22 protein-coding genes and 3 pseudogenes are annotated in these 26,583 nt (G+C 67.6%); 14 read left to right on the top strand and 11 right to left on the bottom strand.

Annotated features, from left to right (window positions below; translation table 11 throughout):
- Positions 1-87 precede the first annotated feature (87 nt).
- Positions 88-465 (top strand): helix-turn-helix domain-containing protein, encoded by a 378-nt coding sequence (locus ACFUJY_RS22825; protein ID WP_383302505.1) that lies wholly within the window; start codon positions 88-90, stop codon positions 463-465.
- Here the strand turns inward: ACFUJY_RS22825 and ACFUJY_RS22820 are convergent.
- From ACFUJY_RS22820 to ACFUJY_RS22810, 3 genes are all read right to left on the bottom strand, one after another.
- Positions 462-965: a transposase gene (locus ACFUJY_RS22820; protein WP_383302730.1), complete on the bottom strand. Its 504-nt coding sequence runs from the start codon at positions 963-965 to the stop codon at positions 462-464. The two genes, ACFUJY_RS22825 and ACFUJY_RS22820, sit on opposite strands and share 4 nt — an antisense overlap.
- A gap of 50 nt (positions 966-1,015) precedes the next feature.
- A complete protein-coding gene (locus tag ACFUJY_RS22815) occupies positions 1,016-1,381 on the bottom strand; it encodes a winged helix-turn-helix domain-containing protein (RefSeq protein ID WP_383302727.1) in 366 nt (121 codons plus the stop codon).
- Between the two features lie 1,011 nt (positions 1,382-2,392).
- Positions 2,393-3,451: a PucR family transcriptional regulator gene (locus ACFUJY_RS22810; RefSeq protein WP_383302502.1), complete on the bottom strand. Its 1,059-nt coding sequence runs from the start codon at positions 3,449-3,451 to the stop codon at positions 2,393-2,395.
- A 205-nt stretch (positions 3,452-3,656) separates the two neighbouring features.
- On the opposite strand from ACFUJY_RS22810, the gene ACFUJY_RS22805 reads away from it, so the two are divergent.
- Positions 3,657-4,874 (top strand): cation:proton antiporter, encoded by a 1,218-nt coding sequence (locus ACFUJY_RS22805; RefSeq protein WP_383302499.1) that lies wholly within the window; start codon positions 3,657-3,659, stop codon positions 4,872-4,874.
- A 97-nt stretch (positions 4,875-4,971) separates the two neighbouring features.
- Here ACFUJY_RS22805 and ACFUJY_RS22800 read toward each other — a convergent pair whose 3' ends face one another.
- Together ACFUJY_RS22800 and ACFUJY_RS22795 are read right to left on the bottom strand one after the other, a co-directional pair.
- A complete protein-coding gene (locus ACFUJY_RS22800; RefSeq protein ID WP_383302496.1) occupies positions 4,972-5,433 on the bottom strand; it encodes a hypothetical protein in 462 nt (153 codons plus the stop codon).
- Between the two features lie 57 nt (positions 5,434-5,490).
- A complete protein-coding gene (locus ACFUJY_RS22795) occupies positions 5,491-5,892 on the bottom strand; it encodes a hypothetical protein (protein WP_383302493.1) in 402 nt (133 codons plus the stop codon).
- A gap of 197 nt (positions 5,893-6,089) precedes the next feature.
- Here ACFUJY_RS22795 and ACFUJY_RS22790 point away from each other — a divergent pair, with 197 nt between their 5' ends.
- From ACFUJY_RS22790 to ACFUJY_RS22760, 7 genes and pseudogenes are all read left to right on the top strand, one after another.
- On the top strand, positions 6,090-7,148 hold the full coding sequence (locus ACFUJY_RS22790; protein ID WP_383302490.1) for a PP2C family protein-serine/threonine phosphatase: 1,059 nt from the start codon (positions 6,090-6,092) through the stop codon (positions 7,146-7,148).
- A 52-nt stretch (positions 7,149-7,200) separates the two neighbouring features.
- Entirely contained in the window at positions 7,201-7,695 is a 495-nt protein-coding gene (locus ACFUJY_RS22785; RefSeq protein ID WP_383302487.1) for a MarR family winged helix-turn-helix transcriptional regulator, read from the top strand.
- A gap of 155 nt (positions 7,696-7,850) precedes the next feature.
- Complete coding sequence (locus ACFUJY_RS22780) at positions 7,851-7,985, top strand: hypothetical protein (protein WP_383302484.1); 135 nt, start codon at positions 7,851-7,853, stop codon at positions 7,983-7,985.
- 135 nt (positions 7,986-8,120) lie between these two features.
- The gene (locus tag ACFUJY_RS22775; RefSeq protein ID WP_383302482.1) at positions 8,121-9,290 is read left to right on the top strand and encodes a permease; all 1,170 of its coding nucleotides are present in this window, start codon (positions 8,121-8,123) and stop codon (positions 9,288-9,290) included.
- A gap of 251 nt (positions 9,291-9,541) precedes the next feature.
- Positions 9,542-11,305: a chloride channel protein gene (locus ACFUJY_RS22770; protein WP_383302724.1), complete on the top strand. Its 1,764-nt coding sequence runs from the start codon at positions 9,542-9,544 to the stop codon at positions 11,303-11,305.
- Positions 11,306-11,333: 28 nt separating this feature from the next.
- Positions 11,334-11,786 (top strand): annotated as a pseudogene (locus ACFUJY_RS22765) (transposase family protein); the annotation flags it as partial.
- A gap of 959 nt (positions 11,787-12,745) precedes the next feature.
- Positions 12,746-13,015: a hypothetical protein gene (locus ACFUJY_RS22760; RefSeq protein ID WP_383302479.1), complete on the top strand. Its 270-nt coding sequence runs from the start codon at positions 12,746-12,748 to the stop codon at positions 13,013-13,015.
- A 168-nt stretch (positions 13,016-13,183) separates the two neighbouring features.
- On the opposite strand, the gene ACFUJY_RS22755 is transcribed toward ACFUJY_RS22760, so the two are convergent.
- From ACFUJY_RS22755 to ACFUJY_RS22745, 3 genes are all read right to left on the bottom strand, one after another.
- Positions 13,184-13,456: a GNAT family N-acetyltransferase gene (locus ACFUJY_RS22755; RefSeq protein ID WP_383302477.1), complete on the bottom strand. Its 273-nt coding sequence runs from the start codon at positions 13,454-13,456 to the stop codon at positions 13,184-13,186.
- A gap of 10 nt (positions 13,457-13,466) precedes the next feature.
- Positions 13,467-14,336: an abortive infection family protein gene (locus ACFUJY_RS22750; RefSeq protein WP_383302475.1), complete on the bottom strand. Its 870-nt coding sequence runs from the start codon at positions 14,334-14,336 to the stop codon at positions 13,467-13,469.
- An 864-nt stretch (positions 14,337-15,200) separates the two neighbouring features.
- Positions 15,201-16,376, bottom strand: a complete 1,176-nt coding sequence (locus ACFUJY_RS22745; RefSeq protein WP_383302472.1) for an IS3 family transposase — start codon at positions 16,374-16,376, stop codon at positions 15,201-15,203.
- Here ACFUJY_RS22745 and ACFUJY_RS22740 point away from each other — a divergent pair.
- Positions 16,279-16,500: pseudogene (locus tag ACFUJY_RS22740) on the top strand (transposase); the annotation flags it as partial. The gene ACFUJY_RS22745 and the pseudogene ACFUJY_RS22740 sit on opposite strands and share 98 nt — an antisense overlap.
- A gap of 64 nt (positions 16,501-16,564) precedes the next feature.
- Here the strand turns inward: ACFUJY_RS22740 and ACFUJY_RS22735 are convergent.
- Together ACFUJY_RS22735 and ACFUJY_RS22730 are read right to left on the bottom strand one after the other, a co-directional pair.
- A protein-coding gene (locus ACFUJY_RS22735; protein ID WP_383302469.1) for an IS5 family transposase occupies positions 16,565-17,382 on the bottom strand; the annotation gives its coding sequence in 2 pieces (ribosomal slippage) (positions 16,565-17,019 and positions 17,019-17,382; 819 coding nt in all).
- 714 nt (positions 17,383-18,096) lie between these two features.
- Positions 18,097-21,033, bottom strand: coding sequence for an RHS repeat-associated core domain-containing protein (locus ACFUJY_RS22730; protein WP_383302721.1), 2,937 nt, complete (start codon positions 21,031-21,033; stop codon positions 18,097-18,099).
- An 891-nt stretch (positions 21,034-21,924) separates the two neighbouring features.
- Here ACFUJY_RS22730 and ACFUJY_RS22725 point away from each other — a divergent pair.
- Positions 21,925-22,164, top strand: coding sequence for a DUF5133 domain-containing protein (locus ACFUJY_RS22725; RefSeq protein ID WP_383302466.1), 240 nt, complete (start codon positions 21,925-21,927; stop codon positions 22,162-22,164).
- Between the two features lie 49 nt (positions 22,165-22,213).
- Complete coding sequence (locus ACFUJY_RS22720) at positions 22,214-22,378, top strand: hypothetical protein (RefSeq protein ID WP_383302463.1); 165 nt, start codon at positions 22,214-22,216, stop codon at positions 22,376-22,378.
- 1,417 nt (positions 22,379-23,795) lie between these two features.
- Here the strand turns inward: ACFUJY_RS22720 and ACFUJY_RS22715 are convergent.
- Positions 23,796-24,239: a hypothetical protein gene (locus tag ACFUJY_RS22715; protein ID WP_383302460.1), complete on the bottom strand. Its 444-nt coding sequence runs from the start codon at positions 24,237-24,239 to the stop codon at positions 23,796-23,798.
- A 116-nt stretch (positions 24,240-24,355) separates the two neighbouring features.
- On the opposite strand from ACFUJY_RS22715, the gene ACFUJY_RS22710 reads away from it, so the two are divergent.
- Both ACFUJY_RS22710 and ACFUJY_RS22705 read left to right on the top strand, forming a co-directional pair.
- Positions 24,356-24,778, top strand: a complete 423-nt coding sequence (locus tag ACFUJY_RS22710) for a hypothetical protein (protein WP_383302457.1) — start codon at positions 24,356-24,358, stop codon at positions 24,776-24,778.
- Positions 24,779-24,900: 122 nt separating this feature from the next.
- Positions 24,901-26,110 (top strand): annotated as a pseudogene (locus tag ACFUJY_RS22705) (IS701 family transposase).
- Positions 26,111-26,583: the final 473 nt, after the last annotated feature.

The following is a 26,583-nucleotide window of genomic DNA, read 5'->3' as shown; positions in this document are numbered from 1 at the left end:
CTGCGGCGTGGCGCGATGCGAAGGTTCTCGATCTGTCCGAAGTCGACCTCGCGGACGGCGGCCGGTCCTCTCCGGTAGCCCTGGGCCGTGAGGTACGTACAGGGCGGCGGGTTGACCGACGCCGGGAGGGCCGCGAGGGAGCGGGTGCGGCTGCAGGCCGCGGAACGCTTCGAGACCGGGCAGAAGAACAGAGAGATCGCTGCCGTGCTGCGGGTCAGCGAGCGGTCGGTGGAGCGGTGGCGCCGCCAGTGGCGCGAGCGCGGCGAGGCGGGGTCCTGTCGAAGGGATCGCCTGGGCGGCCAAGGCTCGGTGAAGCGCAGATCGAGAGGCTGGAACGGGAGCTGGAACGCGGGCCGCTGGCCCACGGCTGGACCGACCAGCGGTGGACGCTTTCCCGGATTACTGAGGTTGAAGTCGGGATGTCGTGCTGCTGGTCAGGCGGGTCGGATGGTCAGGCCGATCTAGGTGAGGCAGCCGTCGATGAGGTGGCTGCGGTAATGGATGTGCCGCAGGCCGCGCCGGACGGTCTGGACGAGGTGTTCCGGGGTGCTGAAGGCGACGTTCGAGAGCCAGCCGCGCCGTAGGAGTGACCAGATGCCTTCGACGGGGTTGAGGTCGGGTGCGTAGGACGGCAGGTAGTGGATGGTCAGCCAGTCGCGGGATTCGGCGAACTCTCTCAGGCCGGCTGCCTTGTGGACGTTGAGATTGTCCCAGACGAGGACGATGGGGCCGTCGAGCTGTTGGTGGGCGGCGATCAGCAGGTCCCGGTAGTCGCGCCAGGAGAAGCTTTTGCGCCCGTTACGGTTGCCGTCGTCGCGTCGGGGCCGGTAGATCAGCCTTGAGCGGTGGCCGGGTTTGTAGCAGGTCAGCGCGGCTATGGAGAGCCGTCTGCGGGAACGGCCGCGGACCCGGACCACCGGGGTCCGGCCGGGTGGTGACCATGTCTTGGCGTGCGGCGGCGTCATGGAGAAGCCGGCTTCGTCCTCGAAGACCAGCCAGGCTCCGTAGGCCGCCGCTAACCTTCCGCGCGGGGCCACACCTCCTTGACCCACCCCGCGACCGCATCATCGTCCCGCTCCATCGCTCTGCGGGCCGGTACCTGGCAGGACCAGCCGTTGCGCACCAACAGCTTGCGCACACCCTGGATCGTGTACGTCAGGTGGAAGCGCCGGCCGATCAACGTCTTCACGCGGCTCAGAGTCCAGCGCTGGTCCTCCCAGCCATGCGCGGCCGGCCCCTTGGCCAGCTCCGCCTCCAGCTGAGCGAACTGCTGATCACTCAGTCTCGGCAGCGACGCAGGCCCCTGCGACCGCAGGGATCGAGGGCCGCCATCGACCCGAACGGGAACCAGCGACTGCTCGGATGGACCGTGGACTGGCAGCGCTGCTACACCGGCCTCGCCGCACGCCTGGACGCCGGGAACATGCTGGAGGACATCCAGCCGGAGGTGACGTACCGCGGCGACGACATCGGCCGCTGGGTTGTGCGCCAGGCGCAGGGCTGGACGCAGCTGAACACGGAGCAGCGGCGAAGGCTGAAGGAACTGGGAGGGCCGGAGGAACTGGGAGGGCGGCCGCAGGCGGCTGTCCGGCCCGCAAGGGCACGGCGCGGGGTGCGGCGAAGGCTGCCGGGAAGGGCTCCGAAGCCTTCCAACGCGGCGTACAAGCCCTGCGGCAGTACATCGCGCGGGAAGGGAAGACCACCGTCCGGCGGCAGCATGTCGAAGAGCTGCCGGACGGGACGTCCGTGCGCCTTGGTGCGTTTCTGAGCAATCACAAAAGCCGACGCGACCGCCGCAACGACGACCAACGTGCCGCCCTCGCCGGCCTGGGGCTGGAGGGGCGGCGTAGCTGGGTGGCTGGTCGCGGAAGTAGAGCGAGATCGTTCGCGGTGGGCCTGCCATGGCCTCACCACTGGAGTAGTTGGGGCGCTTTGCGCTTCTTCGGTGAGGGCTCACAGCATCGGCGTGCCGCGCGGCGGATCTTGGCCACGCAGGCTCTGGGGCAGTCGCGCTCAGGCATTCACAGCTTATCTGGGGACCATGCGGCGGTCACGGGCTATCTCGCCGACCGCGGTGGCGCCTCGCCGCCGATCTCTGCGAAGTAAAAGTCCCTGCCTGGCTGCGCAAGCGGGTCGAGAAGATGCTCCCGAAGATCGACCTGCCGGACCTGCTGTTCGAGGTCCACTCCTGGACCGGGTTCCTCGACGCCTTCGGACCATCGGACGAGGAGGCGGTGGGACTGAACACGGTCAGCTTCCCGGGCCACTTCGCGTCGATCCCCGCGCTGCGTCGACGGTTCGACTCTCCCGGGACCGGAAGCGTGTATGCCTGCTCGCCCTGCGGGATCACGCACCAGACCGCAAAGTCGGGCGCATGCGACGACGCTGCTGTTCACGCGGAACGCTCCGGCCAGCCGAGCAGCCGTGCGCCGATCACTGCGGTCTGCAAGGTGTAGCGGTGAACCGGATCTGACGGGTCCGCACCGGTCAGCTGGTGGATGCGTGTGAGGCGGTAGGTCAGTGCGCGCACGCTTAGGTTCAGTCGGCGTGCCGCTTCCGCAGCCACGCAACCGGCGTCGAAGTACACCGTGAGAGTGTCGGTGAGCGGTTGTGCTCCACCTCGTGCCCGTTGCAGTGGACCGAGAGTGTTTCGTACCAGGTCTGCCATGGCCTGTCGGTCACGTGTGAGGACCGGGTAGACGAGGAGATCGGCCGAGCGCAGGAGCGGTTCGTCGAGGCCGAGTCGTGCGGCTAGGTCGAGGGCGTTGAGTGCTTCCTCGTAGGACTGCACCACACCACCGGGACCTGACTGGGGGCGGCCGATGGCGACCTGGCCGCCTCCTGCGGCAAAGGCCTGCTTGGCGAAGTACGTAAGGACGTCCCCTTGGCCTCCAGGAGCGATGCACACCATTCGGCCGTCCTTGGTGGTGAGCAGAATGTCCCTGTTGCCGAAGCGTGCGATCACCGCACGTTCGACCTCGCGCGACAATGAATCACCCTCTTCGTAGGCGATATCGCCGCGGGCCACCGCTACGGCGTGTTCGTAGGAGAGGCGAAGGCCGTACCGTTCGGCCCGTTCGGAGAGCTGGCCCAGGTTGCTTCGTCCGTAGAGTAGGTCGTCGATGAATTCTCGCCGCGCCGCCTCCTCTTGGCGCATGGTCTGCCGCTGAGCGCGTTCGTAGCCTTCGGCGAAGGCGTCCAGGGCCTGAGCCGCAGTTTCCACGGCGTTGTCGAGCGGGATCCCGGGTCCGATCGCGTGGGAGCGGATCTCGGCCAGATGGGCGGCAACGAGAGCGCGAAGCCCGAGTCCCGCCTCGGCCGCTTGCTCCCCCAGGCTTCGGCGGGCGTCGAGTTCGTCCCGGGTCAGGCGACGGCCGGTGGCTGCGGCGTCCGCAACGACCCGCGCGTACCCCTCCAGGAAGCGTTCCGGGACATCCAGCTGCGGTGACATGCCGCCCCCCTTGACTGATCAAGCACCCATGGCCGGCTCGCAACCCGCCCTATCCTGCCGGAGCCCGGCAACGAATCGGCTCTGTCAGTACCTTAAGGGTGCCTGCCGCTGCCGAGTCAAGGATGTGTAAAGTGACCGGAGGTGTGCCGGGAAGTCTGGTCGGCGAGTCCTGTCAGAGGTCTGTTCCGATCGGGGTTTCACAGTCATGGTGCTAATTGCAGTTTTCGGTGTTGCGCTGCTTGTCGCGGTGCTGCTGTCCGGGCTCGCTGCCCGCACGGTGCTGTCGACTTCCCTGCTGTTTCTCGTCGGCGGGGCCCTGGTCAGTGACGGGTTCCTGGGGCTGATCCATGTCACTCCGGACAGCGAGATCGTGGCGGTCACAGCTGATCTCGCTCTCTTCGCCGTGCTGTTCACCGACGGTATGCATGTCTCGTTTCCCAAGCTGCGTGCGAACTGGAAGAGCCCGGCGCGTGCCCTGGGGCTGGGAATGCCACTGGCCTTCGCCGGAATGGCTCTGGCTGCCCATTACCTGGCCGGCCTCGACTGGACGACCTCGTTTCTCGTAGGGGCCGTGCTCGCGCCCACCGACCCGGTCTTCGCCTCGGCCATCGTGAGCCGCCGGGAGGTACCGGCCAGGCTGAGGCAGCTGCTCAACGTGGAGAGCGGGATCAACGATGGTCTCGCCCTGCCGGCCGTGCTGGTCCTCATCGCGTCGGCCGGGCCCACCACCGGGCACGTCGAGGCGGGCCGCGGCAAGATCGCGCTGGAACTGGCGCTGGGTCTGGCTCTCGGCATCGTCCTGCCGTGGGCCGTGAGTGTCCTCGTCAAGTTCCGGCTGCTCGGCGCCGAGCCCAAACTGCAGCCGCTTTTGCCTCTTGCGATCGGCGTGATCCTCTACGCGGCCTGCCACCTCACGCACGCCAACCCCTACCTGGCCGCCTTCTCCGGCGGTGCGGTCCTCGCCGCCCGCCTGCCGCAGTCGAAGAGAGCCTTCGAGCCTCTCGGTGAAGCACTGGCCGAACTCGCCAAGTTCGCCGCTCTGCTGGTGTTCGGTGCGCTGCTGACGCCACAGCTGTTCGGCGAGTTGTCGTTCGGCGGTTACATCGCCGTCCTCCTCGCGATCTTCCTGATCCGGCCGGCGTCGCTGCTGCTGTCGCTCTACGGCACCCGGTTCGAGGCGAAGGAGAAGCTGGTGGCAGCGTGGTTCGGCCCGAAGGGCTTCGCCTCCGTCGTGTACGGACTGCTGGTCCTGCAGGCGGGGATCCCGCAGGGCGAGGAGGCGTACACACTCATCGCCGTCTGCATCGCCTTCTCGATCATTGCCCACAGCAGCACCGACGTCCCCATCGCGCGACTCTTCGACGTCGAGGACCTGGCCGGCGTCGAAGAGCCTCGGCGGGCGGAGGCGCCGACCGGCTCGTGAAGCGAGCGCCACGTCCCTGTGGGCGGTTACGCCTACGGGGACGCACAGACGTAAGGAGTCCGGGGAGAGGCACGGGTGGGGCGGCGGCGTTGAGGACTCAGGCCGGGCCGGGATCGCTGTCGGCTTCGTACGCTCCGGTTGCCCCGCTCAGCTGAGCGGCGAGGCGGACGGCGGTCTTCTCTCCAGCTCGCTGCCTGATCAACCCCTCCTTGGAAGCTGCGCGGAGCCAGACTTCCGAGCTGTGTTCATCGGCCTTCAACACTCGCGCGGTAACCACTACGGGGTTCAGTCCGCCGACACCGTCGCCGACGACGATGCGAACCGTTCGGTCCTCGCCGGAGCCGGCGGGCACGGTGTCGACCGGGCGGCCTGCCTTCCCGAGCACACCTGAGACGTGCTTCACCACCTGGTCGAACGGCAGGGGAACGAGCAGATCGATCTCATGGACGTTCTTTCTCATCAGCTTGGCCGTCATCTTGACCAAGCGACCGCTACCCCCACCCACCGTGCCAAGAGCAGCGAGCTCGTCGGCCAGGATCTGGTCTTCACTCTGATACACAGGCCCCACCCTCATCGAGGGACCGCCCGTGCCAGGCGGTCGCGTGCAGAAGCTCAGCTACTCGAACTCGGTCGCGGGCAGGCTTGCCGGTTCCTGCGGGGGCTGGGACGCGACGCCGATCGGGCGGCGCGGTTCGCGCTCCGCCTCGACGGGCAGGCGGCACACCGTGACAAGGAAAGCGACGAGAACAGCGAGGACGCCGGCCGCGCTCGCCGCGCGGCGCATACGGCCCGGTGCGTCCAGGTCACGCCAGGGGACCGGATCGGCCGACTCCAGCGTCCAGGTCTCACCGACCGGCGCGAAGCCGCTCGAATGATCCGCTGACGGCGCGTTCGTCTCCGGAAGACATGTGCCCTCTGCGCGTTCCCGCGCCGAAGGTTCTCTGGGCGCGGTCCGGCGTATGGCGTCTTCGTTGTCCTGGAGGAACTTGTGCCAGGTCTCGTCGGGATCGCCTGTCATGCCTGTTGCCTCCTCCTGGCTCCGTTCCGGCCGCTCGGGGGGCCGGCTTCGAGTGTGCCCGCTTCTACCTGCACGCGGGACTCGATTGCGTAACAGGCTGACATCGCAACTATTAGCCTGTGCAATTTTTGCATACGTTAAAGCTGGGAGGGGTAACTCGTCGAGGCCACGGGGGCCGGTGTGATGTCGGGAGCGTCATGATCACTGCAAGGCACTGGGGCGGTCGGGTGCTGCTGTCCTGGCTGCCTGTCGTGGTGATGGTGCTCGTGGCCGGCGTGGATCTCACGGCGGGTCCGGGCGTGGGACTCCTCCCCCTCGTCTCACTCGGTCCGGCTTTCGCCGGGCTGATCGGTACGTGGCGCCGCCCCGCCCTCATCGGCACCGCGGCCCTGCTGCTCTGTGCGGGGCTGGGGATCTACGACGGCCTCTTCGAGACGCGGCGTGGCTGGACGGCGATGGCCTCGGTCGCGGGTGTCACCCTCGCCGCCGTTGCCGCCGCGGTGACACGCGGGCTGCGCGAAGCGGAGCTTGCCAGTGTGCGTTCCATCGCGGAAGTGGCACAGCGCGTACTCCTCAGGCCGGTCCCCCGGAGTGCCGGTCCCTGCCAGGTGGCCGTCTCCTACACCTCCGCGCTGGCCGAGGCCAGGATCGGCGGTGACCTGTACGAGGTGGTGGCCTCGCCGTACGGGGTGCGCGTCATCGTCGGTGACGTACAGGGCAAGGGGCTGGCTGCCGTGGAGACGGCGGCTCTGGTGCTCGGGGCCTTTCGTGAGGCGGCGTACGACGAGCCGGACCTTGTCGCGCTCGCCGCGCGGCTGGAGCGCAGTGTCTCCCGGGACATGGGCGAGGAGAGGTTCGTGACCGCCGTCCTCGCCGAAATCCAGGAGGGCGTGGCCGTCCTGCTCAGCTGTGGGCATCCGGCGCCCATGCATGTCGGCTCCGACGGGGCGGTCGATTTTCCGCAACCGCCTGTCCATGCTCCGCCACTCGGTCTGGGCCTGCGCGGAGGGGAAGACCCCGAGCCTTACCGCATCGGCTTCGTCCCGGGCGAGCAGTTGCTTTTCTACACCGACGGCGTGAGCGAAGCCCGTAACGCGGACGGGGCGTTCTACCCGCTCGGGGAAAGGGCCTGCCTGCTCCAGACGCGGGACATCGACAGCGCGCTCGCAGCCCTGCGGGAGGACGTCGTCGGCCACGTCAGGGGCCCGGTGGAGGACGACGCGGCCATGCTCCTTCTGCGGTACCAGCAGGAGTGAATCGCACACGGGATGGAAGACTGCGGCATCGCGCACAGGAAGGAAGGGTGGAATGGCCAGGGATGCGGTGAGGGCACGCACTCCGGACGATGTGGATGAGGTGTCCCGGGCGGTGCTCACGGCCTCGCGCATGCTTGCCGCGATCTCAGCGCGTTCCCTGAGCGACGTCGAGGAGCGGGTGACCCTCCCGCAGTTCCGGATGCTCGTGCTGCTCTCGACCCAGGGTCCCAGCAAGCTGGTCGCGCTGGCCGACCTGCTGGGCACGGCTCCTTCGAGCACGATGCGCATGGTGGACCGGCTGATCAGCACCGGTCTGGTCCTACGGGAGACCAACCCGGACAACCGGCGCGAAACCCTTCTGCGCCTCACCGACGACGGACGGCGGACGGTCCAGGACGTCACCCGCCGCCGCCCCCACGAGATCACGGCGATCGTCCAGAAAATGGCGAGCGAGCAGAGGGCGACGCTCGTACAGGCGCTGAACATCTTCAACCAGGCAGGCGGCGAACCGCTCATCGCACAGCTCGACGAAACCCTGAATCCATGACAGCGAGTGCTCACCACAACCGTCACACGAACGACACGTCGCGCGGGGCACGCCCTGCTCCGCGCATGCCGACGGGTACGGAACACGCGCCGCCACCCGTCGCAGTGCACCCCCTCCACGATGGCGGCCGCTGCGTCACCATCCGTGGCAGACCGGTGGGCACGGCCTCCTCCCCCGGCGATGTCATGGCGTTCCTACGACAGGCCGGAGTCGTGCTGGACGCCGAGGAGCTCCCGACGACACCGCTCGTCGAGTGGCGCGGCGGGGGCCCTGACCGGTGGCAGGAATGAGGGCCGGCACGAACGCGCCGCTGGAGCGGGGTCCCGAGTCGGCGTGGCGCCCCGTACCCGCGAGCCTTCTGGCACTACAGGTGGGAGGCACCAACTGGGCGGTGCGCCGCGCGCCTCCAGGGCAGGAGGACGTACATGCACGCGATCTGGCACGCCTTGTCCATCACCGGTTCCATGGCGTGGGAGATCGCCTGGGCCCTGATCCTCGGCTTCACCCTGTCTGCCGTGGTGCAGGCCGCGGTCCGCAAGTCCACCGTCGTATCGCTGCTGGGTGACAACCGTCCCCGGACTCTGGCGACCGCGACCGGACTGGGCATTGCCTCGTCGTCCTGTTCCTACGCCGCCGTGGCGCTGGCGCGCTCCCTGTTCCGCAAGGGCGCGGACTTCACCGCGGCCATGGCTTTCGAGATCGCCTCCACCAACCTGGTCGTCGAACTCGGTGTCATCCTGGCCCTGCTCATGGGCTGGCAGTTCACCGCCGCCGAGTTCACGGGCGGCGCCGTCATGATCATCGTCTTGGCGGTGCTGTTCCGTCTTCTGCTGCGTGACCGGCTACTGCGCTCAGCACGCGAGCAGGCCGAGCGAGGTGTGGCCGGCTCCATGGAGGGGCACGCCGCGATGGACATGTCCGTCCAGCGGGAGGGATCCTTCGCCCGCAGGCTGTTCTCCCGCGAGGGCTACACCTCCGTCTCCCATGTCTTCGTCATGGAGTGGGCGGCCATCCTGCGCGACCTCGTGATCGGCCTGGTGATCGCCGGCGCCATCGCGGCATGGGTGCCGGACTCGTTCTGGCGCTCCTTCTTCTTCGACGGCCACCCGCTCGCCTCCAAGTTGTGGGGGCCGCTGATCGGCCCGCTGGTCGCCATCGGCTCGTTCGTCTGCTCGGTCGGCAACGTGCCACTGGCCGTCGTCTTGTGGAAGGGCGGTATCAGCTTCGGCGGCGTCGTACCCTTCCTCTTCGCCGACCTGCTGATCCTGCCAATCCTGAACATCTACCGGAAGTACTACGGCGCACGCATGGCCCTGTTCGTGCTCGGCACCTTCTACACCGCCATGGTCCTGGCCGGATACGTCGTCGAGTTCGCCTTCGGCGGCCTCGGACTGGTCCCCGACCGGGCCGACGCGACCGTCCCGGACAGCGGCGTGAGCTGGAACTACACCACCTGGCTCAACATCGTCTTCCTGATGCTGGCCGCGGTCCTGAGCGTCCGCTTCCTGCGCACCGGCGGCAAGGACATGCTGTGCATGATGGGCGGATCACCCGAATCCGACCACGACCACGCGACGAACCGGTCGCAGCCATAGCCGCGCAGTGATGGTGGACCGCCTTCCCGGTCTCCCTATTCGAACCCGGCCACGCCAGAGAGATTTGGACTGTGCAAAGATTGCACAGTCCAAATCTTTCAGTTGCCCGTCGACGGCTGCACCCGCGAGCGCCGGCGCAGAGGAAGGGAACGAGCCCGATGGTGACCAGTTCCTCCGCGCATACGAGTACGGACCTCCCGATGTCTCGGATACCGCTCCGCCGGACGCTGCGAAGCGCCCCACTGGGGCTGATGGTGCTGGCCGTAGCGGTCGGTGCGGGAGCCGGTGCCGGATCCATCGTGTTCCGTTGGTGCATCGAGACCTTCACGCGCTTCTTCTCCGGTCACACGGACTACGCATCGGCCCCCGGCAGCCCCCATCCTCATGCGGCCTGGCTGGGGCCGGGCTTCGTCGTCCTGGCCCCGGTGATCGGCGGCCTGCTCTACGGACCGCTGGTGAACCGGTTCGCCAAGGAGGCGCGAGGACACGGCGTCCCCGAGGTCATGGTGGCCGTCGCCCAGCGGGGCGGGCGCATCAGCCCCAAGGTCGCCGTCGTCAAGACACTCGCCTCCGCCCTCACCATCGGCTCGGGAGGATCGGTGGGGCGGGAGGGGCCGATCGTCCAGATCGGTTCCGCTCTCGGCTCCACCCTCGGACGCATCACGAAGGTGACGGAAGGCCGGAGGAAACTGCTGGTCGCCTGCGGCGCGGCCGGCGGCATCGCCGCCACCTTCAACGCCCCCCTGGCCGGTGTGTTCTTCGCCATGGAGCTCATCCTCGGCACCTTCAGCGTGGAGGCGTTCGGCGCGACGGTCCTCGCGAGCGTCACCGCCAGTGTGATCGGACGCGCCGCCTTCGGTGACACCGCCTTCCTCAACCTCCCCGCCTTCCGCGTCGAGCATCTCGCCCAGTACGGACTGTTCGCCCTGCTCGGCATCATCGCGGGTGCGGTAGGCGTCGGCTTCACCCGCATCCTGTACGCGATCGAGGACGCGTGCGACTGGGCCTGGCGCGGACCGGAATGGCTGCGCCCGGCGGCGGGCGGCCTGGCTCTCGGGCTGGTCCTTCTCGCCCTGCCCGAGATGTACGGCGTCGGATACCCCGTGCTCCAGCGGGCAACTGAAGGGGGCTACGCCCTCGGCTTCCTGCTTCTGCTGATGGCCGGGAAGATGGTGGCCACCAGCGTGACGATCGGAATCGGCGGTTCGGGTGGGGTCTTCGCACCGAGTCTGTTCATCGGGGCCATGCTCGGGGCGGCCTTCGGAGCAGCGGCCGGCGACGTCATGCCCGCGACCGCCGGCGCGGTCGGCCCCTACGCCCTCGTCGGCATGGGTGCCGTATTCGCCGGCTCCTCGCGGGCACCGATCACGGCGGTGGTCATCCTGTTCGAACTCACCGGCGAGTACACGATCATCCTGCCGATGATGCTCGCCATCGTGCTGGCCACGGCCACGAGCCGGGTGCTCTCGCACGAGACGATCTACACCCTGAAACTACTCAGGCGCGGCATAGACCTGACCCGCCCCGCACAAGGGGCGCCGATCGGTGGGCAACGCGTCGCCGACGTCATGGAGGCGCTCCCCCAGGCCGTGCCGGCGAACAGCCCGCTGAGCGAGGCGTCAGGGCTGCTCAGCCTTTCGGGCCACGGAGCTCTTCCGGTCCTCGACGAGACGGGCGCCTACATCGGGGTGGTCACAGCCCGGGCGGTGGCCGAGGCCCTCGCCCAGCAGCCGTCGGACGCCCCGACCGTCGTACGCCAGATAGTGGAACCGGCACCCCGCGTCACCACGAACCAGTCACTCGCCTCCGCGATGAAGAAGCTCGTCGGCGTGACCGGAACGGGGCTCCCGGTACTGGACGACGAGACCGGCAACCCCTTTGGCTGGCTCAGCCATCAAGGAGCACTGCGCGCCTTGCACTCACCCCTGCCCGATCGCCCCCACACGGACGCGCGAAGCTGTGCGGCTCCCCGAGCCATGCAGGCGGGCACGTACGAGCCCTCGTCGCAGTCCTGAAGACCGCCGCTCACCGCGCAGCATCTTGACGCAGGCACCCTCGCCAAGTCCGGCCGCCGACCGCCCGTACTACTCCGGGAAACACAAACGCCACGGAATGAACGTGCAGGTCATCGCCGATCCACACGGCAAACTGCTGTGGGCCTCGCCCGCGCTGCCCGGTGCCACGCACGACCTGACCGCCGCCCGGACCACCGGGATCATCGAGGTGCTGAGCGCCACCGGGCTGACGACCTGGACCGATCGCGCGTATCAGGCGGCGGGGCGACACATCCGGGTGCCCACTCGCGGCAGGAAGCTCAAGCGATGGCAGCACCGCCACAACACCACCCACGCCAAGATCCGCTGCGTCGGCGAACAAGCCGTCGCCACGCTGAAGGGCTGGCGAATCCTCCGCAAGATCCGATGCAGCACCAACCGGATCACCGGCCTTGTCCGAGCCGTCCCCACCCTTCATCTGGCCAGGTCAACGCCAAGATGAAATGCGCTCATAGCTACAGATGACCCGGCCCCTTCGCTCCGCCCCCATCACAGAGGCTTCATCACTACTACGGACCGGTCCGCCAGCCCGCCTCGCATCGGTACTCAGCACCTCACGGTTCATCCGCTCAGCACGCTCCCTCTCGCCCACAAGGGGCAGTGTTGAGGCGGGCCTTCCCACGTTCCGCGCAAGAGCGGCAGATTAAGCTCGCGCCACCTACGTGCCGGACACCATCTGGCCAGTAAACGGGTTTCCGCCAGACTCATCCCGGCTGACATATGCCACCCGCCGGTTTTGATGCCACTTGATATCGATAACGACACTTCAACAGTGGTTCACTTGCGTTCGCCTTCTTAATCCCTACCTGACGTCTCACGGACGCCTTTTCCACATCGCTCACCACGGTTGCGTTACCGCTTCCGCAGCATGTGACGGTTTGAAACCTCCCCCCGCAGGGCGGTTCCGAAGGGCCTTCCTTCATCTCTTGCACAGCATCGTTTTCCAGAGCTACCTACATAAAGCCCCTTTCAACGTTCGTGGCACACCATCTGTTCGAATTGCGGTGCACGCAGGTACCTCGTCCGTGGGCGTGTACGCGCACGATGTCCCGTGCCAGTGAACCTTGAGCGTGTGCCACCAAACTTTGACCACCGCGCGGTTTGTGTCATCGAAGAGTGACCGCCCAGGTCAGAACGGGTTGAACGCTGCGTGGAGCGCGCATCCGGCGCAGATATCCGACCTCGCAGTGCGTGGCAGCAGACTCCGTGGGAGGAGGTTCCGGCAGTCCAGCGATGGCGACCGAGGCCCCGACTATCGAGGACGGGCGGCCACTCTTGCTCGGCTGGTACAGCCTGGCCCATCACCGGCAGATCGTCCCTGGCGCGCCCTGCGGAGCCGTTCCCTGTGGGATGCTGCTGGGCACAGTTTCGTCCGCAGGGAGGGCCGGTCGGGTGGGCGGTGTGGATGTCGTCGAGTTCATCAAGGTGGCTGCTCAGAAGCGGCGGAAGAAAGGGTGGCGCGTGTTCTCCGCCAGCATGCCGTTGAGCGGAGCGAGATGGGCCGGGTCCTCGAATCATGGGCCGGGATACATCGAAGATGACCTTTCCTCTGTGATCCAAGTCCTTGAAGACGAGGGCTGGACGTTGGAGCAGGTCACCCCGTTCGCCGTTGAGGACGGCAGCTCCGGCCCGAGGTTCAGGGCCTTGGTCGTCTTCCGGTACGCGGATTGAGCGCTCAGCCTGCGTAGGTGGTGCGCCGACCGATGGTCTGCCGGGCCCCTCCCGCGGCGACCGCCCGGGCAGCCGTCGCGGCAATCAAACTTGGATGTCACGAACCTGCTGGTGATCAAACCTTCGTGGCAAAAATCAAAGTTCGGTGGCACAGGACACACGACAGCATCAGTTCTGAAGGGCGTACACCTGGTACGGCACGGTGGTTCCGCTGTCAGCCTGCCGGTCGGACGTCCCGATGTGGGTGAATCCGGCCTTGATCAGGACGCGGCCGGAGGCGGGGTTGTCGGGGTGGTGCATGGCCTCCAGCCGGTGGAGACCGGCGGTGGTGAAGGCGACCGAGAGCAACACCCGCGACACCGAACAGGCACCGGCCGTACCTGGCGTGTGACCCCCAACCGCCAAGCTCACCCATTCCTTCAGCGGCGCTCTCGCTGCCATCTCCTGGCGGTCAGGACGGTGAGACCGTGCCCTTGCGCCACGGAGCAGCGGGATCCGAGAGCGTGTCCAGGATCAACTCGCACCAGGTCACGGCAGCATTGACCGTCAGGCGAGCATGACGCACGCCCAGCCCAGAGGGTGCGCTCGCCTGGCCGTGACCGCTACCGAAGCCTTGATTACGCAGTTCGGCCACACCGACTGCGATGTTCACCGAGCCTGAAAGGATCTTCTTCACAGCCTTACTGCCGTCGGGCCCATCAGGAGCCGAGCCAGCATCAAGCTTCAACGCCTTCTGGACCGTGCCGATCAGTGCCGGGAGAGCAGCATGCCGATCAACCTCGATCTGCAGCTCTTCGAGAGCGGTCTTCGCCGTGGCCTCGATGAGCTGCTTGGCCGCGCCGATGGCCCCATGGGGGTCGCTGGTCAGGTCCCGCCGGATGCGTTCCAACTCCATCGTGATGCCGGAAGCATCGCTCAGCCCGCTGAGATCACGTGCCAGCACAGGAGGCTTCGACCAGGAGATCTTCCCGTGCGTGTCCAGAGCGAAGCCGTCGCGCTCCAACCGGACCCTGATGTCGGCAAGCCACTTCGGAGTGCCCTGGTCATCCGGATTCCGGTACGCGCGGATGAAGTCCTCGAAGACCAGGAGCACGCGCCGAATCTGGTCCGGATCCGGCCAGTCCACACCCTCCGCGTAGAGCATGAACTCGGTACGCCGCTGACCGGAATCCTGGTACTTCAGCTCATCTGGCGGGATGGGGGCGAACCCGTGGTCTTCCCACAGCTCAGCCACGATCCGGACGGTCAAGTCCGTGGCCAGCGAACGGAAAGCGTTGCGGGTTGCCGGGGTCACCAACTCCCGCCGTGCGGTTACGGTCATGGTCTGAAGATAAGAGCAGGCCCGTACACCGTCACTGTCTTCTCGCAAGCCGGCGCCTGAAACGCGCCGCGCCCGTTGCATGAAACTGACCGAGGTCACTGACGCGGAAGCCGGAGACGGCTGAGTTGCCTGTCAAACGACTCGATTGCATGTCGAAGGACAGCAGCAGCTCGCCGCCCTCGCCGCGCTGGGCATGGCCTGGGCAGGCCCGGCTCCGACCGCTGAGGCCGCCGCTCAGCCCACGCCGTCGGCGACCCCGGCGAGGCGGGCGGTATGCGAGCACCACGAGGAGTGTGACGAGGAGCTGTTCGAGGGGGCGAACTGCTCGTGCTGGTCCATCAAGCACTTCGGCCCACCCTCCGAGCGGGAGGGCTACGGAGACAACCTCCGGCCCCTCCCCCACCCCGCGAGACCCCAGGCCCGCCGACAGGGCCCGGGGTCTCGTACTGCTGGCGACGGTGCGCGGCGAGACCCCTGACGGGCTTCGGAAGGAACCAGGCGCAAGCGTCCGGGGCCAGCCGCAAGTGTGGACAGATCAGTCTTCGGAGCAGACTGCCCAGGACGTGGTGTCTTCCTGGGCATCAAGTCCGGTCTCGGCGCCCACGTTTTTGGCGAGAGCGATCCAGCTCTGACCGTCGTCGGACGGCCGGGAGACGATCAGAGCGGCCCCGTGAGCATCGCCCCCGCCACCGGTCAAGTGAAAGCCGGTGGGGCAGGTAGCCATGGCAACCTGCCCGGGCCACGCTGTCGCCTTCACAATCTGGACCGCTGGCGCAGCAGCGGTCGCCGACGTCGACAGACTCCCGGCGACAAGGGCGGTTCCCGCACAAGCGACGACTGCCGCCACAATCCCCATACGACTACTCATAGCTCTGAACCGCTCCGGGATCGGTGGAGGCTCTCTGCGTTGGCTCCAGCCGCCGGGTGGGGCTGGTGTTGAGCGTAGTAGTTGGTCTCGTGCTCGTGGGGCGGGATGCTCCCAATCGCGGTGTGGAGACGCTGGTTGTTGAACCAGTCGACCCATTCGGCAGTCGCGAGCTCGACGTCGGGCAGGCCATGCCAGGGCTTGCGAGGCTTGATCAGCTCGGTCTTGTAGAGGCCGATCTGGGACTCCATGAGGGCATTGTCCAGGGCATCGCCAACGGTGCCGATCGAGGCGTCGATGCCGGCCTCGAGGAGGTGGGCGGTGAAGGCGAACGACGTGTACTGGCTGCCCGCATCGGAATGATGTATCAGCCCAGGTCCGGCCGGGTTCCCGGCGCGGTCACGGCGCCACAACGCCATGTCGGGAGCGTCCGGGACAGGCTTGGCCCGCTTGCTGGTGGCCGCGGACCAGCCGACGATCGCCCGGGAGAACACGTCGACGACGAAGGCGATGTAGACGATCCCGGACCAGGTGGCCACGTAGGTGAAATCAGCGACCCACCGCTCGTTCGGACGCGAGGCGGTGAAGTCGCGTTCCAGCAGGTCATCCGCCCTGTCGTGGCCGTCGTCACAAACGGTGGTACGGATGCCACGGCCCCGGCGGACGCCCTGCAGACCGAGGTCGCGCATCAGCCGGGCAACCGTGCAGCGTGCCACCGGTATGCCTTCGCGGTGCAGCTGTCTCCAGACCTTCCGCACCCCATAGACGCTGAAATTGTCGGCGTGGACCCGGCTGGCCTGCGTCTTCAGCTCCGCATCCCGCACCGACCGTGCACTGGGCGCCCGCTTCCTGGCGGCGTAGTAGGTGCTCGTCGCGATCTTCAGTCCGTGGCTGGTGAGGACTCTGCAGATCGGCTGACCCCGAACACCTGCCGGTGCTCGTCGATAAACGCTACGAGCGCTTCGACGGCCGCTCGAGCTCGGCCGCGAAGAAAGCCGAGGCCGCCCTGAGGATCTCGTTCGCCCTCCGCAGCTCGGCGTTCTCGGCCGGCCGAAGCCGTGGGAAGTCGATGACGAGTTGTGGGCGGTGATCGAGCCGCTGTTGCCCAAGGTTGAGCGCCGGACCCGGCACCCTGGGCGCAAGCGGCATCCGGACCGGCTCGTGTTCCAGGGCATCCTGTTCGTCCTGCACACCGGGTTCGCCTGGGAACACCTGCCGCAGGAACTCGGCTTCGGCTCGGGCATGACCTGCTGGCGCCGCCTGGCCGAGTGGTCCGAAGCCGAGGTGTGGCCGCGACTTGCCGACCATCGACCGCGCTCCCGTTCGTGGGACGAGAGCACGGTCGGGTCATTACTTAGAGGTCCTAACAAAGGCGTTTCACGTGCCGGTGTGTGATGAGGCAGGTGGCGAGGCCGAGGAACGCTTCGTGGATGTCGTCTCGTCGTTCCCGTCGGATGCGGAGGCGTCGGAAGCCGTGGAGCCAGGCGATGGTGCGCTCCACGACCCAGCGGTGGACGCCGAGGCCGGATCCATGGGTGACACCGCGGCGGGCGATGACGGGTTTGATGCCCTGTGCCCAGACGAGTCGGCGGTACTTGTCGTGGTCGTAGCCGCGGTCGCCGAGGAGTATGTCGGGCCGCCGGCGGGGCCTGCCGACCGCTCCCGGAACGGGCGGGATCTTCGCCAGGAGGGGCAGGAGTTGGGTGACGTCGTTGCGGTTCCCGCCGGTCAGCGACACCGCGAGCGGGATGCCCTGGCCGTCGACGAGGACGTGGTGCTTGCTGCCCGGTCGGGCGCGGTCGACCGGGCTGGGACCGCTTTTGGGCCGCGTCGAGCGGCCCGCACGTGGGAGGAGTCGATCACCGCCCGCGACCAATCCAGCTGCTTCGCCGCCCGGAGCCTGGCCAGGAGCACGAGGTGCAGTCGATTCCAGACACCGGCCTCGTTCCAGGCAGCCAGCCGGCGCCAACACGTCATGCCCGAACCGAACCCCAGCTCCTGCGGCAGGTACTCCCACTGAATGCCGGTATGCAGCACGAACAGGATCCCGCACAACGCCTGCCGGTCGGGCACCCGCGGCCGCCCCGCCACCAACTTCGGCCCCGGCGCGGGCAACAACGGCTCGACCAACGACCACAGTTCGTCCGAGACGACCCACGGACGCGACTCCCTTTTCCCCACACACCAACCAACGAGCGATCAAGCCGACAGTCACACCATCAGACACTTCTGTTAGCGGTTCTTAGGGCTGCGCCTGCCGTGTGTACTTGAGGGTGAGGTACAGGCCGAGCCATAGGGCCACTGCTACTCCGCACAGGATCCAGCCCGCAGCGTTCCCCATGATGCCCAAAGCGATTCCGGAGATGAGGAGGACTCCGAAAGCGATGGAGGACATCACATACAGCATGTGGATTTTCGCCTGTTGCTGACCAGACTGTCCGAGACGTCCCATGATTCAGCGGCCCCCTGCCTTGTCGGGATGAATATGGGCGACGGTGTGGTAACCCACTCACACCTGTCTGTCCGCCACCCCGGTTCCCTACCCTCGCCCCCGCTCCCCGGGCAGGCGCTTGGAAAATTGGTTGCCCATACACCTCCGAAGGGCCCCGGAGTAAGCTCAGGGTCGGCTTCTCATCTTGTTGCGAATAAAAAGAAAACAGGCACCCCAGATACAAGCGGCCATTACCAGAAGGATCCATCCCCCCGCATTACCGGAAAGAATAAAAATGAATGACAGGACAACTGCGGCAACTGCAAAGATGTTAGTGAATAGCCAGTAGCGCTTAACGGCTGCTTGCTGCTCGACTGTCCATCCGACGTGAGGCATGAGGCTCCTTATGGTCTCAATTTTGGTGGGCCGAGAGCGTTAGCTCTCGGCCCACGTGAGGCAGGTGATTAACTGACGGCGTTGGAAGCTATCGAGCCCACACTCCAGCCGATTGCGTAGCATTCAAGTGACGCACTGAGCGACATTCCAGCCGTTTCGGGTGCACTTGCCACTGCAGCAGATTCGCAGGCCATGCCGGCCAGGCCTCCGAACACAACTCCGGCAACGTCGCCCCAAAGGGCACGTGAGTCTCCGTCAACGAGGTGCTGCACACCCGTGATCGCATCGCCGGCCACGCCCAGCGCGTCCCCGACGCTGAAAAGTCCGCTGGGGTCGGTGTGGTTGATGGGGTCGCCGGTGGCGTAGAGGTAGGTGTTGGTTTCCTGGCCGGAGGGGTCGGGCTGGGTGAAGCGGCCGAGGGTGGGGTCGTAGTAGCGGGCGCCCATCTTGTAGAGGCCGGTGGGGTCGTTGTAGGCGCCGGCGAAACGGTAGGGCTGGGGGACTGTCTCCGTGGGGGTGGTGCGGCTGGTGCCGGTGGGGGTGTAGGCGTAGGTCTGGGTACGGGTGCCTGCCTGGTCGACGGCGCCGAGGATGTTGCCGGTGGCGTCGGTGAGGTAGTAGTAGCTTTTCCCGCTGCGGGTCATGGAGTTGAGGGTGCCCCGGGGTTCACGGACGAATCCTGTGTCCGTGGATCCGGTGGTGGTGGAGGCGAGGCCGAGCTGGGTGTGGTGGAACCAGGTGTCGCCGAGCTTGGTGCGCTCGTCGTTCGTGGTTCCGGCGTGCTTGGCCTGGTAGGTGGTCCCACCTGCGGTGATGCTGGTGAGCTGGTTGTAGTCCGACCAGGATTCCCCTGTGCGGGCGGTGCCGCCGGCCGGGGCGGCGCTGGTTTCGTTGCCGGCCTTGTCGTAGGTCCAGCCGGTGGTCGAGCCGTTCTTTGATTCGAGTTCGGAGGCGTCGTCGTAGCCGTAGGTGGGGCTGGTGGGGCAGGAGGTGGCGGTGGTGTCCTGGTGGGTAAGGTTGCCGGCTTTGTCGAAGCAGTACAGCCAGGACGCGGTGCGGGCACCGGAGGACGTGTTCGTTTCCTTGGCGTAGGACAGGCGCCCGGCGCTGTCGTAGCTGTAGGCGGTCTTGCGGCCGGTGGCTGCGTCGGTGCGGCTGTAGATCTTCGTCCCGGGGTCGCCGGCGCCGGTGGTGTAGGTGTAGGCGAGGTCGATCAGGGTGGCGCTGCCGTTGGTGGTCTTGATGGCGGTGGGCTTGCCGTCCTCGTCGAGGGTGACCTTCTGGACCGTGCCGCCGGGGTAGTTGGTGTGGGTGCGCTTGTCGTTGTTGTTGTAGGTGTAGGTGGTGGTGCGGCCGGCCGGGTCCTTCAGTGACTCGAGGCGTCCGGCGTCGTCGTAGGTGTAGCGGGTGGCGCCCATGGGGTCGGTATAGGTGTCCAGGTCCCCGGCCGCCGTGTAGGCGAGGGTCGCCTCGGAGTCGTCCTGCAGGGAGCGGAAGATCTCGCGGGAGAGGGGGTCGTAGGCGTAATCGGTCTCCCCGGTGGCGTCCTTGCGCCAGGTCATGTTGCCGTCGTCGTCATAGGCGTACTGAATGGTGGCATTGGTCGAGGAGACCTTGGTGACGCGGTCGCGGTCGTCGTAGACGTAGACGGTCTGGATGCCCCGGCCGTCCTTGACCACGTCCGGGCGCCCCGCGTAGTCGTAGGTGATCGTGGTCGCGCCCTGCGGGGCGGGCGGGGAGATCTTGGTCAGGTTGCCCTTGGCATCGTAGGTGAACGACGTCTTCTTGCCCCGGGCGTCGGTGACCGAGCACTTCTGACCCTTGAACCCGCCACACGTCGGAGTGGACGGGTTGTACTCCGCGGTCGTCGTGCCGCCCCCGGTGCCGGTGACGGCGACGGAGGTGGTGTTGCCGACCGCGTCGTAGGCGTAGTTCGTCTTGCTGTCGTCCGGGCTGTCGAGAGTCCCGGGGACGTCCATGCCCGCCTTCGTCAGCCACCCCGTCAACTGGGCCGTGGCACCACTGGGCAGGGTCGCGGAGGTCGGGTTGTTCCGGGCATCCCACCCGTACGTGGTGGTGTTGCCCGGGTCGGATCCGGCCCCCATGGCGTCGACCGCGGTGGTGGCCATGTGGGCCTGGTAGGTGGTGGAGCGGGAGTGGCCGAGCGGGTCGGTGACCTTGGTGACTTCCCCGTCGCCGTTGTGCACGTACTTCGTCGCGTCGCCTTCGGGGTCGGTGACCGTCGTGGTCCCGGCTGCTGTGGCCGAGGACGCGGAGTAGGCGTAGGTCCAGGTGGGGCCGGTGCTGCCGCCCTCGGTGGCGGCTCTGGTCATGGAGGTGACCCGGTTGGCGCTGTCGTAGGTGAAGCGGGTGACGCGGTTTTCCTGGGTGGTGACCTGCGCGATGCGGTCCGAGGAGTCGTAGTCGTAGGTGACGGTGGCCAGGTTGGTGTCGGTGACCTTGTGGACGCGGTCCTGGTCGTCGAGGTGGTAGGAGACCTGGCGGCCGGTGTGGTCGGTGGCGTGCCACCAGCCGCCGCCGTCGTTGGTGACGTCCACCCACCGCCCCGACCGGCTCTCGGTGATCTTGAACCCGGCGCCCTCGCCGTGCGACGCGACCGTGATCACACCGCCGTTGCGGTCGGTGACCTTCGACAGCGTCCCGGAGGAGGTGTAGGTGTCCTTCGTTCCGGACTTGCGGTCGGTCAGCGTGTAGGTGCCGTCGCTGTTTTCCACCAGGTCACGCGAGTACCCGTCCGGAGTGCTGAACGACCCGTCGCTCGTCTTCGTAAACGACACCGTCGCACCGGTGGAGTCGTACCAGTCGACCTCGTCGGTGAAGAACGTGTCCAGGCGCCGCTCGTAGGTGAACCAGGCCCGCTGGGACATCGCCCCGGCCGGTGCGTCCAGCGAGTTGTACGTACGGGCCAGCTGCAGCTTCTGCCCCACCCCGGCGATATCGAAGTCGGTACCGGCGAGCATCAGATTGCCCGTCGAGTAGTCCACCCGCGCCACCAGCGCGTCCGTGAGCCGCGTGTCCGCTATCCGGTGCCAGGGCACGTCGCCCTGGCCCCGCGGCACCCACACCAGCGGCACCACTCCACCCGACTCGGCCGCCGAGACCGAAGGGGCCGAAGACGGGGCAGTCTTGTTCTGCTTGCGGGCCAGCGCGGCCGCACCGGCCGTATCCCTCGCCCGGTCCGTACGCTCCCGCTCCGCAGCCAGCCATGCCGCGCGGTCACCCGAAGGCTTCCCCGACGGCTCGGTCGCGGGTGCCCGGTTCACACCGGACTTCACCTGCGGCCGCTCCAGCTTCTGCTCCTTCTTTCCCCATACGGAAACCGGGGCGTCCGGCTGATCGGCCGCGGCCGCCGGCAGAGCCGCCACCCCCAGCGCGAGGACCACAGCAGTCGCGGTCAACGAATGGCGCACGGTCGTGCGGGCACGCCGAGAGGGCATGCCAAAAGCACGTGAAGACATCAACTTTCCCCACAGGAAGACGACCCCAGCAGCCCCAGCGGCCACCAGGCGCCGACAAGCTGACACAGATCCCACACAAAAGCCGGGGGGCTGCCCCCGAAATCCCCCCGCACACGCTCCCGAAACCAGCCCTATCCCACACACCGAAAATCAACACAAAGCGTGCGACAAGAGCCACATAAAGGGCAATCGTTAACGAAGGGATCTGTCACAGATGGCCGGATCCGACTCGTGACGCCTGACCAGCTCGAGAACAACCACCAGCGGCCGCGCCCCCGATTCTCACTCGCCGCGCCATGCCGCTTTCCCGCAAGGCGCTGGTTTCTGCGCGACGGGAGGAGCGTGCGGGGCCGCGGAAGCGGGTAAGGGGGTGCACGGCTCCGAAGCCGGTGCCGACGTGGAAGAAGGGGTTCTGTGATGTTGATGGCCCATCCCGCGGTGCTGCGGGACTTGATCGAGAGCTATGAGGCCCTCGCAGCCGTGGGTGCCGGCGAAGCGGACAGCGCCCGGGTGCGCCAGCGCATGGACGACATCGCCTACACGCTGTGCGTGTCCACCGGCACCCGGGACATCGACGCCGCCCTGATCGCCGCCCGGCACCAGTTGCCAGGCGCTCGCCCCTTGGACGATTCCGTCCTGGCCGGCAGCTGCAGCTGACCCGCCCCCTCCCCCTGTTGGCACCGCTCCGAGGAAACGGACACCGCACATGGACGCCTCCCGCACCAGCGCCGCACCGATATACGACCTGCTGATCGCCGAGCGGGGCGACGTTGTCGCCGACGCGGCACGCTGTGCAGCGCAAACCCGGCTCGAAGCGGCCGGCAAACTCGACTTCGGCCTGCAGAACACCAGCGAAGACGACGCCGCATAGAGCCAAACCTGGACCTGCGCGCCCCGGCTGCCGGCGACCAGCCGAACCAGCCCTCACCACCAACCTCGTAACCCCGCTCCCACCCGAGTGCCATACGCCCCGGCCGTAGGCCACTGTTCTGCAACCGGGAATGCAAGGCACGCGCCGGCGTACACGAAGGAGGTACGTTGCCCTGCCGGAGCCCGACCGCCCGTCGCGCAGCCGGCCCCCTCTCCGCCCCGCCCTGCCGACGGTTGACGAGAAACTGTGGACGGCGCGCTGCCCGGAATCGCCCCCCGTCCCAGGCGAGAAGGACGGCGCCGGACGTTGTGCGCAGTTCGGCCGTTCTCGTCGGTGCCCACGGGGGCGCCGAGGGTGTCGCCGTGGTCGTGCTCCAGCCGACACCTCGTGCGGACCGGCCGTCACCGGCGGGTCTTCGCCGCCCTCAGCACCATCGTCCTGGTCCTCGCCGTGCCGGCCGAGGAAGCGTGCGTAGCCGTAGTCCGTACGAGCCAGCATGGCCGGGGACGAAACACCGTAGGGCTGGCTGCGCAAGCCTCAGGCCCGTCGTATGCTCGCCCGGATCACTGGGACAGTCATCGCCGCCTTCGGTGTCCGGCTCGCTCTCAGCGACCGAGCACCATGCCCTGCCATTGCGCACCACCATGCTCAGCGACGGGCCCAAACTAGGACAGCGGCGAGGTGGAAGCGGGGGCCGTTCACTGCACCCTTGCCGCAGAGTCTGAGGGATCGTGTGAGGGTCGCCGTGGCGCGCAGGCCCCACCTCAGGCGTGACCGTGGGTTAGCGGGTATGCGGGTGGCGCTGCCGGGGAGAGATGCGTGACCTGGGGAGGTTGGGCGCGTCCTTCCCCGGAGAGCCTGGGGGACAAATCCGGGGCGCGCTGCACGGGCGAGAGGGCGAAGGGGCCGCGGGCCTGCTGCTGTGCCCCAGGCCATTCTCTGAGCGCCGCGCTGCACCACGGCCGCCCGGTGCGCGCGGCTGGCGAGGAGCGCCACATTTCGGGTCGGCCGTGGTGGTTGCTGAAGCTGCCCGGGGGCGTTGTGACGGCTTCCGGGACACTGCAGCGGGGCGCTGACGCCAGACGGGCCGGGCCCGGACGCAGCACCGTGATTTTCGCGTGTCGGCCATCGCCGGGTGCTCATCCGCGCCGACCGGCTCGGGCCATCACTCCAACAGTGGGCAATCGCTGCCGAGCCCGGATGTGCTTAGGTGCGCCAGCGCGAAAACCACCGGCCGGGCTTCCGCCCCGGTTCTGCCTGGTCCTGACCCTCCTGGTCCTGGCCCTCCTGGTGGTGGCGCTCGATGCCGGCCCGAACCGACTGTGCGAGCAGCTCGGCTGCGAAGGCCCGCCCCTTGCACCGCTCGCAGAGCGTGGGGGTGCCTCGTGGGCGCCGAGGCACACTGCGGTCGAACGCCTCACCGCGGGGAAGGGCGTCGGCGCACCGCTGCGAGGAATCCTGTGATGAGGGCCAGTAGCAGCAGCGCGAGGCCTGCAAAGATCACAGGATTCACCCAGCCTGGCGCCAGCTCGGTTCCCACACCGTCCGATGTGACGCACTGTGCGCCGACCGGCAACGTCCATCGCGTCACTATGTGATCGCCAGGTACGCCCTTCGCCGCGCACATTTGATCCGGGTCCAGGATGTAAAACCCCGACATCACTCCCCACGAGTACGCTCCGAGCGCCGCTGCGCCGGCCATGACCGCCAGCAGGACGGAGGTGGCGAGGTTTGGCAGGCGCCCGACCAGGATCGGTCGCTGCTTACAGACCCGTAGGACGAAGACGATGGCAGCGTCCAGGACAACCCCGGGCGCCAGGAAGGGTGCAAAGAGCACAGCAAACAAGAGGAGATCTGCCATGTCTGCCCAGACATCACCCGAGGAGGAGCGGTTCCAGCGAAGGCGGTGACACTCACCAAGCTTCGCGCACCTTCGGTGACAGACACCGAATCCGCACCACGAAGACGAGGTCGAAGATGACCACGCCTTCGCCGACCCCGCGTACCGGCCGCCGCCCGCTCGCCCTGCGCGTTGCCGTACTTCGGGAGCCGGTCGACCCTGCCCGGATCGGCCGTCGCGTCGTACGGTGCCGGGCGACGGGGATGGACACCGGCGCCGTCGTGGGCGCCCTCGATGCGGCCGAGTTCGACGTACGGCAGGCCTCCCGGCACGAGGACCTGGCCGACGACCTTCGCGGCCCGACGGAACTGGCGGAGTGGGAGCGGATCGAGCAGATGCTCGCCGCCGCGCCGCCGGGCACCGTGTACGACCCGGACACCGACCCCGTCGTCCGTGCGGAGCTCGCAGCCGACGCCGCGGCCGCCACCGCCCGGGAAGCCGAGCTGCGCAAAGCGATGCGGATCGCGGCCCGCGCCGACGAGCTCCAGGCGCTGCGCTAGTAGTGCTTGGTCATGTGCGGCCTGCGATGGCGTGTCTTCTTGATCGGCCGTGTCGTTGACTGGGTGTGCTGAGTGAGGAGTTGGCTGCGGTCCGTTGTGATCTGGAGGACTTCGCGGCGGAGATGTTCGAGCCATTTTCGCGGGCGGATCAGCGGCGGTGGGGCGGGGTCTATCTGCGGGGGCTGCTTCTGGACGGCGGGCGGAAGTCGGTGGAGCCGATGGCCGCCCGTCTGGGCGAGGACGGGAACCGGCAGGCGCTGGCCCATTTCGTCACGTCCAGCCCGTGAGATGCGGCGCATGTGCGGGCCCGGCTGGCCTGGCGCATGCAGCCGGTCATCAAGCCCACCGCGCTGGTCATCGATGACACCGGGTTCCTCAAGGACGGGGACGCGTCCGCGTGCGTGACCCGGCAGTACACCGGCACGGCGGGCAAGGTCACCAACTACCAGGCCGGTGTCTCGCTTCACCTGGCTTCCAACGGCGCCTCCTCAGCGTTGAACTGGCGCCTGTTCCTGCCCGGGAGCTGGGATCCCGCCTCACCGAAAGCCGATCCGGCCAAGGTCGCCCACCGTGACAAGTGCGCCATCCCTGCCCAGGTCGGCCATGTCGAGAAGTGGCAGCTGGCCCTGGACATGATCGACGAGACACGGTCCTGGGGCATCGACGTGCCCCGGGTCATCGCCGACGGCGGCTACGGGGACACCGCCGCCTTCCGGCTCGGTCTGGAGACACGCGGTCTCGACTACGTGGTGGGCATCTCGACCACGACCACCGCACAACCCGAACATGCACAGCCGTGCACCCCGGCCTACTCCGGCCTGGGCCGACGGCCGGTCCCGGCCTACCCCGAGCCCGCGCAGACCGTGAAGAGCCTGGTCATCTCGGCCGGGAAACGCGCCGCTCGGCCGGTGCAGTGGAGGGAGGGATCGAGGCCGGGCAGTGGCCGCAGCGGACACAAACGCATGTACTCGCGCTTCGTGGCCCTGCGGATCAGGCCCGCCGGGCGCGAGATCCGCAAGGCCACGACCACCGCCGAGCTTCCAGTCCGCTGGCTGCTGGCCGAATGGCCTGCCGACCAGCACGAACCCATGCAGTTCTGGCTCTCCAACCTGCCCGCAACCACCCCACTGCCCGTCCTCGTGCGCACCGCGAAACTCCGCTGGCGCATCGAGAGCGACTACCGCGAGATGACACAGGCCCTCGGCCTGTGACACTTCGAGGGCCGAACCTGGGCCAGGCTGGCACCACCACGTCACCCTCGTCTCGGCCGCCCACGCCTTCTGCACCCTCCAGCGACTCAACAGATCCCCAAAAGAGACGGCGCCGGCCTGAGCCTCTACCGAGTCGTCCGCGAGCTACAACAACTTCTCGCGACCTGGACCGGCGCCTGCCCCACCTGTCACCGCGACATGCCGAACCCCGCACCAACATGACCAAGCACTACTAGCCACGCACCCGGCCGCTACAACCGCGCCAGCACATAGCAACACTCAACGAACCTGATCAACACGCCCGGTATCTGACCACACCTGACCAACGACCACTCCATCTGACAAAACAGCAGCTCAACGCAGAGAACTGAAACCCCGGTCCCTCTATCGCCCAAGCCGTTATAGCTCGGCCCGAACCCCTACCATCCCAAAACCAAACTGATCAGCTCAGCCCACCCCACCATCCACTGATCAGAAAGAGCGCTCCTGGACATCGCCGCACTCGCCGAACTCGGCGTCGCGTGGGCGGGCGCGCCCGCAGCCACCGGGCCCGGCGAGGCCCCTTGACCGCGTTCCTGCGCGAGCTGGGGGTGC

Origin of the sequence: Streptomyces sp. NPDC057249, assembly GCF_042669245.1 — a bacterium.
Classification (GTDB): domain Bacteria; phylum Actinomycetota; class Actinomycetes; order Streptomycetales; family Streptomycetaceae; genus Streptomyces.
This window is presented reverse-complemented; position numbering and strand designations above follow the sequence as displayed.